This window comes from uncultured Holdemanella sp., from assembly GCF_934772795.1.
Lineage (GTDB): Bacteria > Bacillota_I > Bacilli_A > Erysipelotrichales > Erysipelotrichaceae > Holdemanella.
Genome location: NZ_CAKVMR010000055.1, coordinates 1 through 14,010, shown reverse-complemented (window position 1 = coordinate 14,010; position 14,010 = coordinate 1). Strand labels below are relative to the sequence as shown.

Annotated in this window: 15 protein-coding genes and 1 riboswitch; of the genes, 14 read left to right on the top strand and 1 reads right to left on the bottom strand. The window is 36.0% G+C overall.

The window, feature by feature from the left end; all coding sequences use genetic code 11:
• Nucleotides 1–75 precede the first annotated feature (75 nt).
• A complete protein-coding gene (locus tag Q0F04_RS09345; protein WP_295752662.1) occupies nucleotides 76–1,446 on the bottom strand; it encodes an FAD-dependent protein in 1,371 nt (456 codons plus the stop codon).
• A gap of 5 nt (nucleotides 1,447–1,451) precedes the next feature.
• Nucleotides 1,452–1,549, bottom strand: a riboswitch (purine riboswitch).
• 83 nt (nucleotides 1,550–1,632) lie between these two features.
• Here Q0F04_RS09345 and Q0F04_RS09340 point away from each other — a divergent pair.
• The 14 genes from Q0F04_RS09340 to Q0F04_RS09275 all read left to right on the top strand — a co-directional run.
• Nucleotides 1,633–2,517, top strand: coding sequence for a YitT family protein (locus Q0F04_RS09340; protein ID WP_295752660.1), 885 nt, complete (start codon nucleotides 1,633–1,635; stop codon nucleotides 2,515–2,517).
• Nucleotides 2,501–3,025: a ribonuclease M5 gene (rnmV, locus tag Q0F04_RS09335; protein WP_295752658.1), complete on the top strand. Its 525-nt coding sequence runs from the start codon at nucleotides 2,501–2,503 to the stop codon at nucleotides 3,023–3,025. The genes Q0F04_RS09340 and rnmV overlap by 17 nt, the downstream gene beginning before the upstream one ends.
• Entirely contained in the window at nucleotides 3,022–3,891 is an 870-nt protein-coding gene (rsmA, locus tag Q0F04_RS09330) for a 16S rRNA (adenine(1518)-N(6)/adenine(1519)-N(6))-dimethyltransferase RsmA (protein WP_295752656.1), read from the top strand. The genes rnmV and rsmA overlap by 4 nt, the downstream gene beginning before the upstream one ends.
• Nucleotides 3,863–4,696: a 4-(cytidine 5'-diphospho)-2-C-methyl-D-erythritol kinase gene (ispE, locus tag Q0F04_RS09325; RefSeq protein WP_117571748.1), complete on the top strand. Its 834-nt coding sequence runs from the start codon at nucleotides 3,863–3,865 to the stop codon at nucleotides 4,694–4,696. The genes rsmA and ispE overlap by 29 nt, the downstream gene beginning before the upstream one ends.
• A 1-nt stretch (nucleotide 4,697) precedes the next feature.
• Nucleotides 4,698–4,904: a DUF1146 domain-containing protein gene (locus Q0F04_RS09320; protein ID WP_117571749.1), complete on the top strand. Its 207-nt coding sequence runs from the start codon at nucleotides 4,698–4,700 to the stop codon at nucleotides 4,902–4,904.
• Nucleotides 4,891–5,829: a rod shape-determining protein gene (locus Q0F04_RS09315; protein WP_295752652.1), complete on the top strand. Its 939-nt coding sequence runs from the start codon at nucleotides 4,891–4,893 to the stop codon at nucleotides 5,827–5,829. The genes Q0F04_RS09320 and Q0F04_RS09315 overlap by 14 nt, the downstream gene beginning before the upstream one ends.
• Nucleotides 5,826–6,893, top strand: coding sequence for an MraY family glycosyltransferase (locus tag Q0F04_RS09310; RefSeq protein ID WP_288522746.1), 1,068 nt, complete (start codon nucleotides 5,826–5,828; stop codon nucleotides 6,891–6,893). Before Q0F04_RS09315 ends, Q0F04_RS09310 begins: the two co-directional genes overlap by 4 nt.
• A gap of 50 nt (nucleotides 6,894–6,943) precedes the next feature.
• Nucleotides 6,944–7,492 carry a hypothetical protein gene (locus tag Q0F04_RS09305; RefSeq protein ID WP_295752648.1) on the top strand — a complete coding sequence of 183 codons (549 nt, stop codon included), beginning with the start codon at nucleotides 6,944–6,946 and terminating at the stop codon, nucleotides 7,490–7,492.
• A 7-nt stretch (nucleotides 7,493–7,499) separates the two neighbouring features.
• Nucleotides 7,500–8,684 (top strand): tRNA lysidine(34) synthetase TilS, encoded by a 1,185-nt coding sequence (gene tilS / locus Q0F04_RS09300; RefSeq protein ID WP_295752647.1) that lies wholly within the window; start codon nucleotides 7,500–7,502, stop codon nucleotides 8,682–8,684.
• Nucleotides 8,685–8,730: 46 nt separating this feature from the next.
• Nucleotides 8,731–9,273 carry a hypoxanthine phosphoribosyltransferase gene (hpt, locus tag Q0F04_RS09295; protein WP_295752645.1) on the top strand — a complete coding sequence of 181 codons (543 nt, stop codon included), beginning with the start codon at nucleotides 8,731–8,733 and terminating at the stop codon, nucleotides 9,271–9,273.
• A 10-nt stretch (nucleotides 9,274–9,283) separates the two neighbouring features.
• Nucleotides 9,284–11,239: an ATP-dependent zinc metalloprotease FtsH gene (gene ftsH / locus Q0F04_RS09290; RefSeq protein WP_295752643.1), complete on the top strand. Its 1,956-nt coding sequence runs from the start codon at nucleotides 9,284–9,286 to the stop codon at nucleotides 11,237–11,239.
• Nucleotides 11,240–11,338: 99 nt separating this feature from the next.
• A complete protein-coding gene (gene hslO / locus Q0F04_RS09285; RefSeq protein ID WP_270491255.1) occupies nucleotides 11,339–12,223 on the top strand; it encodes an Hsp33 family molecular chaperone HslO in 885 nt (294 codons plus the stop codon).
• Nucleotides 12,216–13,181 (top strand): tRNA dihydrouridine synthase DusB, encoded by a 966-nt coding sequence (gene dusB / locus Q0F04_RS09280; protein WP_295752638.1) that lies wholly within the window; start codon nucleotides 12,216–12,218, stop codon nucleotides 13,179–13,181. Before hslO ends, dusB begins: the two co-directional genes overlap by 8 nt.
• 154 nt (nucleotides 13,182–13,335) lie before the next feature.
• Nucleotides 13,336–14,010, top strand: a 675-nt coding sequence (locus Q0F04_RS09275; RefSeq protein ID WP_295752636.1) for a hypothetical protein, incomplete at its 3' end; no start/stop codon positions are given.

Below are 14,010 nucleotides of genomic sequence, written 5' to 3'. Positions count from 1 at the left end.
TGTAGAGCCGTATACGAGACCCGTACGTACGGTTCAACGGGAGGGGCGATAATTTTATTTTATCCCTCTACCCTATTATAGATTTTCTGTGATGTATCTTGCGACATATACACCAGATGCACTGGCATGACTTAATGAGTGTGTTACACCTGAACAGTCTCCGATAACGAATAGTCCTTTGTGTTTTGTTTCTAAGTTCTTATCTACTTTTACTTGCATATTGTAGAACTTAACTTCAACACCATATAGTAATGTATCATCACTAGCTGTTGATGGACATACTTTATCAAGGGCGTAGATCATTTCGATAATATCATCTAATTGACGTTTAGGAATAACTAGAGATAGGTCTCCTGGCGTAGCCTTCAATGTAGGAGTTACGAATCCTTGTGCAATACGACTTGGAGTTGAACGTTGTCCACGAATCAAATCACCAAAGCGTTGAACGATAACGCCACCACCTAACATATTTGATAAGCGGGCAATACTTTCACCATATTGGTTACTTTGTGAGAATGGTTCTGTGAAATGATTTGATACTAATAGGGCAAAGTTTGTGTTGTTTGTGAAACGAGCTGGATCTTCGTAGCTGTGTCCATTTACAGTGATGATTCCGTTTGTGTTTTCATTTACAACAACACCTCTAGGGTTCATACAGAATGTACGAACGCGGTCCTGATATTTCTTTGAACGATATACGATTTTAGATTCATATAATGAATCTGTTAATTCTGAGAATGTATCGGCATTTAATTCAACACGTACACCGATGTCCACACGGTCACTCTTTGTTTCAATACCTAAATTTGAACATACAGATTCCATCCATTTACTTCCTGAACGACCTGTAGAAATAATACATTGTGTAGATGTATATGTTTCATCGCCACAAACGACTTCATATCCATCTTCAATTTTGTTTACCATATCAATGTGTTTAAAGAAATGGAAATCTGCTTTGTCTTTTAATTCGTTGTATAAGTTTTCAAGTACTACATAGTTGATGTCTGTTCCTAAGTGACGTACTTTCGCTTTTAATAAGTGAAGATCGTTTTGAAGACATTTTTTAGCGATAGCTGCATCTGAGTTCGCATATAGACGAGTTTTTTCTCCACCCATCTTGCAGTTGATTTCATCAACATACTCCATTAAATCGATAGCTTCTTGTTCACCTACATATTCATATAGGTTTCCTCCAAATTCATTTGTGATATTGTATTTTCCATCACTGAATGCACCGGCTCCACCAAAACCGTTCATGATGGCACATGATTTACAGTGGATACATGATTTGATGTTCTTTCCATCAATTGGACATTTTCTTTTGTTTAATGGTGCTCCTGCTTCAAAAACACCAATTTTTAATTCAGGTTTACTCTTTAATAATTCGTAGGCTGAGAAAATTCCTCCAGGCCCAGCACCAATAATAATGATATCGTATTGCATCTTTTTTCCTCCTGCTTGAAGGCTATAGTCTACTGTTTTCGGTAGTAGGTATGAACGTTCAACCATATCATGAACTTATATAACCCGGACTATTATACGGATAAAGTTTATTTTATGCAAGCGATATTTTTAAAAACTAAATATGAAAAAAATGCTATAATCATGTAGGCTAGAAGAGGTATGCATATGAGCAAGAATAAAATACATGACTTAATAATGATTATACTTGGAAACTTTGTAGTCGCATGTTCAGTTTCCTTTTTTATACTTCCTAATAATATATTAACGGGTGGAGTTGCCGGTGTGGCTGTCGCATTACATCCCATTCTTCCGATTGATACAGTTTTGATGATTGATGCATTAACAATTGGACTCTTTATATTGGGAGCTCTTTTATTAGGAAAGCAGTTTGCGATGAAATCTGTGATTTCCACAATTGTATATCCGGTTTTCGTAACAGGTTTATCACAAGTTGCCACAATGTTTCCTAAAGATACATTTGTGATGCCACCTTATGTGGCTACAATTTATGCCGGAGTTCTTGTTGGAATTGGACTTGGTTTGGTATTTAGGGTCAATTCAAGTACGGGTGGTATGGATATCTTAGCTTTGGTTTTACATAAATACTTGAAGATTCCTGAAGGAACAAGTGTCATGATCGTAGATGGCTTAACGGTTTTATTGGGTGTGGTTACACATGGTTTAACACCAGCATTGATTGGTATCATGTCTGTATTTGTTTGTGGTGTAGCTATTGATAAAACGGTAATGCTAGGTATGCAGTCCGCAAAAAATGTTATGATTATATCGACAGAGTGGAAACAGATTCGTCGTATTTTGTTAGAGACAGTGGATCGTGGTGTAACGATTCTAGATGGAAGTGGTGGCTATACACAAGCACCTAAGCCAGTGTTGATGTGTGTTATTAAACAGAAACAATATCCATTATTAGAGTCAAGTGTTTTAGAGATCGATTCCAAAGCTTTTATTATTGTGAATGATGTGCATCAGGTACATGGTGCTGGTTTTACATCAAAACATGTGGTGGAGACAGATGAAACAACATATTAAAGAAATTATTGTCGTTGAAGGAAAAAATGATACAAACACGTTGCAGTCTTTTTTTGATTGTGACACGATTGAAACAGGTGGAGACCAGGTCAACGAGAAAACGATTGAGCGAGTTAGACAAGCTCAAAAGACTAGAGGCGTAATTATTTTTACAGATCCAGATACGCCAGGAGAACATATACGTAGATTGATTGGCAGTAGTGTGCCGGGATGTAAACATGCGTTTATTAATAAGGAAAAGGCGAAAACACCTAAAAAAGTAGGTGTAGAGCATGCAAGTAAAGATGATTTATGGGATGCTCTAAGTCATTATGTAACGTTTGAGAATAAAGAAGAAGTGTTGAGTTGGCAAGACTTTATTGATTTAGGCTTGGTTGGAAATAAAGAATTGCGCTTTCAAGTGTGTGAAGCATTCCATATTGGTCCTTGTAATGCGAAAACATGCTTTAAGCGTTTAAATCAGATGCATGTGACAAAAGAAGAAATAGAAGAAAGGAGTCTTTCATGAAACAGGCGATTGCGACAGTAAAAAAGACAAAAGAGATTCAAGAAAAGTATAAGGTTTTCACAAAGAAAAGCTTTGGACAGAATTTTATTATTGAACCGGGTGTTGTTGAAAAGATTGCCAATGCGGCCATTCAATCAAGAGATGAACTTGTTTTTGAGATTGGTCCTGGAATTGGGGCTTTAACACAGTTTTTATGTGAAAAAAGTGATCAAGTTGTAGCTTTTGAGATTGATGAGAGATTGCCGGTTGTATTAGAGAATGAGATTGGTTTTGATCATTTACAGATTGTATTAGAAGACATCTTAAAGGTGGATATCGATGAAAAGATTCGCGAATTTAGAAAGCCTGGACAAAAGGTGGTTTTCGCATCGAATCTTCCTTACTATATTACGACGCCAATCTTATTTAAGTTATTTGAGGCAAATGAAGAGATTGAAAGAATCACGGTTATGATGCAAAAAGAAGTGGGAGAACGTTTCTTGGCACATGAAAATGATAAGGAATACAATGCGTTGAGTGTGATTACGCAATATCGTTGTGATGTGAAAAAGGTCATGGATGTATCAAGAAGAGTATTTTGGCCAAGTCCAAATGTGGATTCGATGGTTATTCAATTTTCTTTCCATCACAAATATCATTTAGAAGATGAAAATTATTTCTTTAATTTAGTAAAGGCTTGCTTTACGCAAAGAAGAAAAACAATCTATAATAATTTCCAGGGTTTTGTGAAAGATAAGGCTTTGGCAAAAGAATTGTTAGAACAAGTAAATATTGATCCAAGTACGCGTGCACAACAATGTACGTTAGAGGATTTTATTCGATTATATGAGGTGACCTATGAAAGTACAGGCAAGGGCAAAAATTAATCTAGCATTAGATGTCGTGGAAAGAATGGATAATGGGTATCATTCTTTAGATATGATCATGGTGCCTATTTCAATTTATGATGAGATTGAGATAGAAAATAATGATTTTGATGTAGTTGAATGTGAAGGTATGAAATTACCAGAGAATAATACGGTTTCAAAGATGATTCAAGTTTTAAAGGATACCTATCACATAGATTCTTGTTTTAAAGTATCGATCAAGAAGCACATTCCAGCTCAGGCAGGTCTTGGTGGTGGAAGTGCGGATGCAGCAGCTGTGTGCAAGGCTGTTTTAAAGATGGAAGGTATTGAGGAAACGGAAGAAAATCTTTATGAAATCACAAAACAAGTGGGTGCGGATGTTCCTTTCTGTATTCATGATAAGTGGGCTCGAGTAAAGGGGATTGGAGAAAAAATCACGCCAATTGATAGTGATTGGAAATTTGATATTGTGGTTGTCAAACCGGATTTTGGGATTTCTACTGCGAATGCATTTTCTAAATGGAAAGAGTCTCGTCCTTTTCATCCGGATGTAGATTTAGTAGAGTCGAGCATTCGAGAAGAGAATATGGATCTTTTATATCAGACTATGGCAAATTCATTGGAGCCAATCGCTTTTGAGATTGAGCCTGAATTAGAACAAGTGAAGATGGATATGGAAGATGCTGGTTTAGTGCGTATATTGATGTCTGGGTCTGGTTCAAGTATGTTGGGATTCAGTGTGGATGAAGAAGTGATTTTAAGTGCATGTGAGCAATTGAAGGAAAAGTATAATTTTGTTCAAATTGTTCATGTAGGAGGCTAATATGGCAGCTTCTGTAATTTCTTATTTAGTATTCTTTGCGTGTTTTGGTTTAAGCTTTTATGCGATTTCAAGTATTCAGTTTGAAAAGGTGTGTAGTGTAAAAAATCCTAAGAAAGTGCAGATTTTAATGTTTCTTTTATCGCTTTGTCTTGCGTACATTTCAAGTCAGGCGATTTTACAATTAACAATCTATAATGGCTTTGCTTGATAAGTGGATTGCCCTGGATATGGGGGCATATCTTGCACGGTTTTATGATTTTTCTACACAGAAACAAATTGTTTTAAAAACAATAATCGCAAAAAAAGGAAAAGAAACATTGGGAGTCTCCGATCAGGCGCTTGCCTATTTATATAAGGATCTGGATACAACGCAAATTCAATATCCAATATCACATGGTCAAATCCTTCATTCGATTGAGCCTTTGGTTCAAAAAGGATTAAACGAACTACATGCCTTTGATGGCTTATTAAGACCGAGTATGCTTGTGAGTGTTCCTACACAGTTGTCGCAAAGACAACGAGAACTTTGGCAGCAGATGTTTTTGGATTGTGGAGTACGTAAGGTTGAATTTATTTCAAACTTAGAGGCTTTACAAGAAGAAGGGTCTTGTTTTCTAGTGCATAGTGGACATTCTTATACGGAAATTCATGTGTGTGCTTATGGTAAGGTGCTTGTGTCAAAGACAATTTATTATGCGGGAGCACAGATGGATGAGCAGATTCAAAAAATCGTTTACAACAAGACGGGTTGTTTTATCACAAAAATGGATGCGGCTCATTTAAAGGAAATGGCAAGTAAAGCTTTTTGGCAACAAAAAAATAATTTATTGTTGTGTTATGGCTTTGATTCAAGACAGATTCTTCATCAAATTCAAATTGAGTCAAGTATGTTGTGGCCAGCTTTAGAGATGGTTTCAGCACAGATTTCATTATGGGTAAAACATTGTTTTGATGGTCTACCTGCTTCTTTACAAGAACATTTTTTGATGCATGGAATTGAATTGAGTGGCGGATTGGCGGATTGTTTCGGGCCGTCACAATTCATTTCTAAAAACATATCTTGTCCAGTTCTTTGTACAAAACGAGGACAATACGATATGATAGATGCATTAAAGGGGGTAAAGTCAGCATGATTGATTATAAAATGATTTTATTACCATTCTTGATTTCAGTGATTCTAACACCTTTGGTGAAGCAATATTCTATTTATTGTGGGGCCTATGCCAAAGAAAATAAGCGTACGGTTCATCATGGAAAGATTTCGCGTATTGGTGGTGTTGCGATTTATTTGGCATTCATTATAACGATGGCTATCTTTGTGAAGGCAGACCGTCAGATCAAAGGTTTGGTTATTGGAAGTAGCATTATGTTTTTTACCGGTTTAATTGATGATTTGATTGATATTAAGCCACTGGTTAAGCTTACATTGGAAGTTATTGCAGCTTTAGTGCTAATTTATTTTGGCATCTCAGTAGATATTATTCGTTTGCCTTTGGGTATTCAAATAGATACAGGGATTATTTCGTTTATATTTACGATTATCTGGGTGGCCGGTATCACAAATGCAGTAAACTTGATCGATGGCTTGGATGGCCTTGCCGGAGGTATGAGTGTTATTGTGCTGGTGGTCATTGGTTCTATTGCCATCATCGAAAGACGTTCGGATTTATTAAGCATTGCCTTTATCTTAGCTTTTGGAACATTGGGCTTCTTAGTTTATAATGCGCATCCCGCAAGTATCTTTATGGGAGATTGTGGATCGTTGTTTTTGGGATTCATGATTTCGGCTATTTCATTGCTTGGATTTAAATCGAGTACAATTTTAACGTTGGCATTGCCAATCTTATTGTTGATGCTGCCAATCATTGATACACTATCCGCTATTTTGAGGCGTACTTTAAAGGGTATGAAATTCATGGAGGCGGACAAAAGTCATATTCATCACTTGTTGATGCGTCAATTTGGACATCGTAATACGGTTATTATTATGTGTGGATTAACAGCACTATTTGGATTGAGTGCTTTTGCGTATATGATCAATCGAAATATAGGCTTTTTAGTTATGGTCATCATATTATTGTCGGTAGAGATATTTATTGAGAAATCGGCAATGATTAGTGAAAAATTTCATCCTTTGATTGGTCTGTGGCATCGTATTCAAAGAAAATCGCGAAAAATATTCAAAAAAGTAGGCTAAAATGCCTACTTTTAATATTATTTTCACATTGAACTGTTAGAATAGGGCTTATGGAACCGAATGAATGGCAAAAGTACAAAAACAAAAAGTCGACGGAGTACACACAGAAGATTACGTCGCAGGCTAGAATTGCTGAAGAACAACTGTTAGAGGGTCTAAATGAAAGTGAGGTTTATGATTATATGCTTTCTAAACTGAATTTTTGTCAGAGGAAACAAATGTATTCGAGTTTAGAAGCTAAGGTGTATGTGAAAGTTGGCGACATATGCTTTACGGATTTTGGGTTGGCCTATCTAAGTGAGGTTGGCTATCAGCATTTTGGTTTAGTGTTGGCAATGAAGAATGGGAAAATATTTGTAGTACCTATGAGTGGAAATAGTAGTGCGTATAATAGGGCGTATGATCCTGTATCCCATATGGGTAAGCGTCATTTGATGCGTTTACCAGAAATTGATGGCTTAAATAAGTCGAGTGTATTATTTTTAAATGATGCGAAATGGATCAATTCAGCGCGTGTGATTGATGTAAAGGCGCACATTGATCCAAATTCTCACTTGTTTGATAAAATAAAAAAATGTGTCATGCAAATGATGCTATAATAGGAACATGTCAAAATGTGTAGTAGCCTGTTCAGGTGGACCTGACAGTATGGCTTTATTAGATCAATTGAATAAACAAGGCAAGGACATTGTCGTTGCACATGTGAATTATAAACATCGCGATACGGCAGATAGGGATGAGAAAATAGTGAAGGAATATTGTAAAAAATATGATATTCCTGTTCGTGTTTTATATCCGGTGCATGAGAAAGGAAATTTTCAGGCGTGGGCAAGAGATGTTCGTTATGCTTTTTTTGAAGAAGTGGCAGATGAATTTGATACGAAATTATTATATGTAGCACATCAGATGGATGATGTGATTGAGACGTATTTGTTTCAGAAAAATCGAAATATGATTTGTGACTGGTATGGCTTGAAAGAAAAGAGTGTAAGGCACGGATATCAAATTGTTCGGCCTTTACTTAATTTCACAAAGAGTGAATTGCAGCAATACTGTAATGATAATGGCGTTTCTTTTGGGATTGATGAATCGAATTTAACCAATCACTATACGCGTAATGTGATTCGTCATACGCAAATTGAGAAGATGGATCGTAAAGAAAAGGAAGAGTGGATCTTAAAAATTCAAAATGAGAATGATTTTTGGCAAATAAAAAAAGAAGGCATGGAAGAGTTTTTTAAGAATTGGAACAACGATGTAGATGCTTTATTGAATCAAAAAGAGGCCTGGCTCTATTTAGATAGTTTCTTATTTCAGTCTTTGTGTCATCATTTTTCAAGAAAATATATGGAAGAGTTGTGTGCTCAATTAAAGGGAAATGTGCTGATTGAAATAGAGAATCATTTATTGGAAAGGCATAATGAAAAGTTGTATTTAATGCCAAAACCACAGGATGTGTATTATACATTGAACGAATTGGAGTATAAAGATTATAAAGAATTCTCTATTATGAATCAGGGCCAAACAATTGAGTCTTTTAGTGTGGAGGCATCTGACTTTCCTTTGGTGGTGCGTCATGTTAAAGTGAATGACGTGATTTCGATGCGTTTTGGAAATAAAAATGTGCATCGTTTCTTTGTGGATCGAAAAATCTGCAAGATATACCGAAAATATTGGCTGGTTGTGGAAAATAATGCGGGTAAAGTTATTTTCGTACCAGGACTTGGATGTGATGTAGAACATTATTCACAAAATCAACAGTTCTACTTTAAAATGCATGGTCTAGATTAAATGTTTATGTTACAATGTGTAGGTAACTTAAGGAGAAAAACACCATATGATAGCTCAAGATATTGAAAAAGTTTTATTAAGTGAAGAAGAAATCGAAAATCGTTGTGTAGAACTAGCACATCAAATAGAAGAAGATTATAAAGAATCTGGAGAAACTCCAATCGTAGTTGGATTGTTAAAGGGAAGTGTTCCTTTTATGGCTGAATTGATTAAGCGTTTTGAATTTCCATGTGAAATTGATTTTATGTCAGTTAGTTCATACGATGGAACAGAATCAATTGGAGATGTTCGTATTTTAAAGGATATGGATCTATCTTGTAAGAATCGTTCTATTTTAGTTGTAGAAGATATTATTGATACAGGTAGAACTTTAGTTGAAGTAAAAAGAATGTTTAAGAATAAAGGTTGTCTAGATGTTCGTTGTGTAACATTGTTAGATAAACCAAGCCGTCGTGTTTGTGAAATTGAGGCGGATTATGTTGGTTTTGAAGTGCCAAATGAATTTGTGGTTGGATACGGATTGGATTACAATCAGAAATATCGTAACTTACCATTTATTGGTGTTTTAAAGCCTGAAATTTATCAGTAGGAGGAAGATTATGAAGAAGTGGTTAAATTATTTACCAACCATCTTCATTTTATCAATTGTATTATCATTAGTTTTTTATAGTTCACAGGGCAGTACTGTACAAATGAATTATACACAATTTGAGAAAATTGTAGATGAAGTTGACTTTAAGAAGAGTTCTATGACAATTAGTTCCACTGTTATTCAGTTGGAAGGTACTTATGAGCAGAACTCAAAGACAGTTGGATACAAGGTTATTGTTCCAAGAACAGAAAAGAATATTGAGAAGTTGGAAAAGGCTTTGCAGCGTAATGGTGGAAAGCTAACAGTAGAAGATCCTAACCAAGGAAGTGTATGGATTTCTATTCTTTCTCAAATTATTCCATTCTTGATTATTGCGGTATTCTTCTACTTCATGTTTTCAAAAATGGGCGGTGGAGGCAATAATAAAGCCTTTGAATTCGCAAAATCAAAAGCTCGTGTTGAATCGAATGTAAAAGTTCGTTTTAAAGATGTTGCGGGTTGTGAAGAAGAAAAAGAAGAAGTAAAAGAAATTATCGATTACTTACGTTCACCAAAGAAATTTACAGATATGGGAGCGCATATTCCTAAGGGAATCTTAATGGTTGGTCCTCCAGGAACTGGTAAGACTTTATTGGCAAAAGCCGTAGCTGGAGAAGCCAATGTTCCATTCTTCTTGATTTCAGGTTCTGACTTCGTTGAAATGTTTGTCGGAACAGGTGCGAGTCGAGTTCGTGACATGTTTAAAACAGCACAAAAGAGTGCGCCATGTATTATTTTTATTGATGAAATCGATGCCGTTGGACGTCAGCGTGGAGCTGGTATGGGTGGCGGAAACGATGAGCGTGAACAAACATTGAACCAATTATTGGTTGAAATGGATGGTATGACAGATAATGCTGGAATCGTTGTGATTGCGGCTACAAACCGTCCAGATGTATTAGACCCTGCTTTACTTCGTAGTGGTCGTTTCGATCGTCGTGTTACTGTTAGCTTGCCAGATATTAAGGGTCGTGAAGCTATTTTACAGGTACATGCTCGTAACAAGAAATTGGCGAGTGATGTTTCACTAGCGAACTTGGCAAAACGTACGCCTGGATTCTCTGGTGCCGACTTAGCTAACGTATTGAATGAAGGTGCAATTTTAGCGGTTCGTAAAAATGAAGCTAAGGTTACAATGACAGATTTAGATGAAGCCATTGACCGTGTTATGATGGGACCTGCGAAAAAGAGCAAAAAATATACAGAAAAAGATAAGATTCTTGTGGCTTACCATGAAGCAGGACATGCAGTTATTGGTTTGAAACTTGAAGATGCAGATATGGTTCAGAAAGTTACAATTATTCCTCGTGGAGATGCGGGTGGATATAACTTGATGACACCTCGTGAAGAGAAATACTTCCATAGAAAATCTGAATTTATTGCGCAGATCACTGGTTTACTTGGTGGTCGTACAGCTGAAGAGATCCAATTTGGTGAAATCAGTGCGGGTGCAGTAAATGATATTGAAAAATTAACAGAAATTGCCAAAAATATGGTTCGTGTATATGGTATGTCTAGTTTAGGACCTATCCAATATGCGGATCCTCAAGGTAATGTCTTCTTAGGAAGAGATTATACAAAGGGTAGTGATTATTCTGCAGGCGTTGCGGCTGAAATTGATAAAGAAGTTCGTGCGATTGTAGATGAGTGTCATGAGAATTGTCGTAAAATCTTAACTGAAAACAAAGATTTGTTGGATTTGATTGCGAACAATTTGTATGAACATGAAACATTAACAAATGAAGAAATCACAAACTTAATGAATTATGGACAATTAACAGATCCTAATATTGAAACAAGTGAAGAAGAGGAAAAAGCAGAACAAGAAGTAGTTCAAGTTCCAGAGATTCCAGAGACTCCAACTGGTGTTGATCAAAAGGATTTGGATGATGCGTTCAATGAATTAACTAAGAAGAAAGATTAATTACACACTTAAGCCATCGTTTGATGGCTTTTAGTTTGGCTTGAAAAGGATAAGAGAATTCAGTAGAATGGTGCTAGTGAATTTTATGTGGAGGATGTTATGAAAGATCAACTATTAAAAGCTCTTGTTTTAAATGAGCATGTTCGTTTATATATTGTGCGTACAACTGACTTAGTACAGGAAGCGCAAGATCGTTTTGATTTACATCCATGTGCTTGTGCAGCTCTAGGAAGAACTTTATCTGTGGCAAGTATGATGGGTGCTATGTTGAAATCAGAAGAAGAAATGTTATCAATCACAATCAATGGGCATGGTCCAATTGGTTCGATTGTGGTAGATGCATATGCGAATGGAAATGTTCGTGGGTTTGTTTCAAATCCCCATGTAGAGGATGTTTTGATTCGTCCAGGAAAATTAAATGTAGGAGCTGTTGTCGGTACAGATGGAACTTTAACAGTTACTAAAGATTTAAGTATGGAAGAAAACTTTTCTGGTTCGGTTGAGTTGCAGAGTGGTGAAATTGGGGATGATTTTGCCTATTACTTCACTTTGTCTGAACAAACACCAACAGCTGTATCATGTGGAGTTTTAATAGGAACAGATGGTCGTGTTGCCAGTGCAGGTGCTATGATTCTACAAATGCTTCCAGATGCGACAGAAACAGACATTTCTATTTGTGAACACGTACTTGAAGGATTGAAACCAATGAGTACTTTAATTCAAGAATATGACGATTCAAGTTTAGAAGATTTGGCAAATGACATGTTTGAAGATGCCAAGATTTTAACAACACAACCAGTGGCTTATGATTGTCCTTGTTCAAAAGTACGTATGGCTAGAGCTTTGGGAACCATTAAAAAATCAGATGTTTTAGAGATGGCAGATAAAGAGCATGGTTGTGATATCACATGTAACTTCTGTAATGAAACGTATCATTTTACAGAAGAGGAATTAAGAGCGATTGCGAGTAAGATGCATGATTAAGATTGGAAATGTAGAAATCGAAAATCCGGTTGTGATTGCACCAATGGCAGGTATTAGTAATATCGCATTTCGTAGAATTGCGAAACGCTTTGGAGCTGGTTTAGTTTGTAATGAAATGGTAAGCGATAAAGCTTTATACTATGATTCATTGAAGACGAAACAAATGTGTGCCATTGATGAAAATGAACATCCAGTATCTTTTCAATTATTTGGTCATGATATTGATACGGTTGTATATGCAGCTAAATATTTGGATACGCAAACTGATTGTGACATTATTGACTTTAATATGGGGTGTCCCGTAAACAAGGTTATCAAAGCACAGGCAGGAAGCTTTTTAATGAAGGATATTGATTATGCCAAAGAACTTGTATCGAATATTGTACAAAATGTAAATAAGCCAGTAACTGTAAAAATGCGTTTAGGCTTTGATACGTATCATATTAATTGCGTTGAAATGGCGAAGGCTATGGAAAGTGTGGGCGTTAGTGCTGTTGCGGTGCATGGTCGTACGCGTAATCAGATGTATGAAGGAAAAGCAGACTGGTCTTATATTAAGCAAGTAAAAGAAGCGGTATCTATTCCTGTTATCGGGAATGGGGATGTTCGTAGTGTAGAAGATTTTCACCGTATGATGAATGAAACAGGATGTGATGCGGTTATGTTAGGTCGTGGAATTGTAGGGAATCCATTCTTGATTCAAGAATGTGTGGATTCAATTACAGGACAGAAACATGAATTTTCAATGGAAGATCGTATTGAAATTTGTATGGATCATGCCAAGGGATTGGCGGATACAAAAGGTGAAAAGGTGGCTATTCGTGAAATGCGAGGCTTGGCTAGCTGGTATTTAAAGGGACTTCCTAGCTCAAGAATCTTTAAAAATGAGATGTCGCAAATGAATACATTAGAAGATTTAGAAAATATATTACGTCAATTCATGGAGGTGCAGCGTTAGTTGCATCCTTAACTTTGTAAAAAATGTATAACTACAATTGAATATTTGAATAAATTGTTGAAATTTCCTGTATTTATGGGAGATTTCAACTTTTTTATTGTTCGGATTTATGATATACTATAGTTATACAGTATAACTGCTTTTGGAGGCTATTATGTTACTCAAAAATGTGAAGGTTCTTCGTCCTAAAACGACTAAAATTCAAAAAAGAAACGGCATTGGATATGTGTATCAGGTTATTGGAAAATCTTATAAAAAAGATAAAAAATATACGGTGGAAAACAGAAAACTGATTGGTAAAATGATTGATGAGGAATGGATGGTTCCTAATGAATATTTTGAACAGTATTATCCGGATGTATGTGTAGAACAGGAAATACCTGAGTTCTCGGATACATTACGTATTGGTTGTTTTCTTGTTGTTCAAAAAATGTTTAGAGATTTACAGATTGAAGATGTGCTGTCATCTATATTTGGTGATTTAGGACCATTTATTGAAGATATTGTTTCATATATGATTGCGAATGAGAGTTGTACATTCCAGTATTATTCTAATTTTATGAGAAGCCATCCTGTAATGGATAAGAATATACGTGATGATACGCAGATCAGCAGGTTATTAAAATACAACATTAAGGAAGAGGATATTAACCTGTTCTTGCGTGCATGGAATCAGATGAACAATACAAAAGAGTGTATTTATGTAGGGTATGACAGTACCAATTTCAATACGAATGCATATGGAATCGAATTGGCTGATTATGGTCATCCAAAAGTAGATGAAGGGCTGCCACAGTATAATCTTGCCTATGCAGTGAACCAGAAGGAT

Coding starts and splice junctions, on each gene's coding strand:
- tilS (WP_295752647.1), top strand. CDS start 7,500: ATGTCAAAATGTGTAGTAGCCTGTTCAGGTGGACCTGACAGTATGGCT.
- Q0F04_RS09320 (WP_117571749.1), top strand. CDS start 4,698: ATGGCAGCTTCTGTAATTTCTTATTTAGTATTCTTTGCGTGTTTTGGT.
- ispE (WP_117571748.1), top strand. CDS start 3,863: ATGAAAGTACAGGCAAGGGCAAAAATTAATCTAGCATTAGATGTCGTG.
- Q0F04_RS09305 (WP_295752648.1), top strand. CDS start 6,944: ATGGAACCGAATGAATGGCAAAAGTACAAAAACAAAAAGTCGACGGAG.
- Q0F04_RS09310 (WP_288522746.1), top strand. CDS start 5,826: ATGATTGATTATAAAATGATTTTATTACCATTCTTGATTTCAGTGATT.
- ftsH (WP_295752643.1), top strand. CDS start 9,284: ATGAAGAAGTGGTTAAATTATTTACCAACCATCTTCATTTTATCAATT.
- hslO (WP_270491255.1), top strand. CDS start 11,339: ATGAAAGATCAACTATTAAAAGCTCTTGTTTTAAATGAGCATGTTCGT.
- Q0F04_RS09340 (WP_295752660.1), top strand. CDS start 1,633: ATGAGCAAGAATAAAATACATGACTTAATAATGATTATACTTGGAAAC.
- Q0F04_RS09345 (WP_295752662.1), bottom strand. CDS start 1,446: ATGCAATACGATATCATTATTATTGGTGCTGGGCCTGGAGGAATTTTC.
- dusB (WP_295752638.1), top strand. CDS start 12,216: ATGATTAAGATTGGAAATGTAGAAATCGAAAATCCGGTTGTGATTGCA.
- rnmV (WP_295752658.1), top strand. CDS start 2,501: ATGAAACAACATATTAAAGAAATTATTGTCGTTGAAGGAAAAAATGAT.
- rsmA (WP_295752656.1), top strand. CDS start 3,022: ATGAAACAGGCGATTGCGACAGTAAAAAAGACAAAAGAGATTCAAGAA.
- hpt (WP_295752645.1), top strand. CDS start 8,731: ATGATAGCTCAAGATATTGAAAAAGTTTTATTAAGTGAAGAAGAAATC.
- Q0F04_RS09315 (WP_295752652.1), top strand. CDS start 4,891: ATGGCTTTGCTTGATAAGTGGATTGCCCTGGATATGGGGGCATATCTT.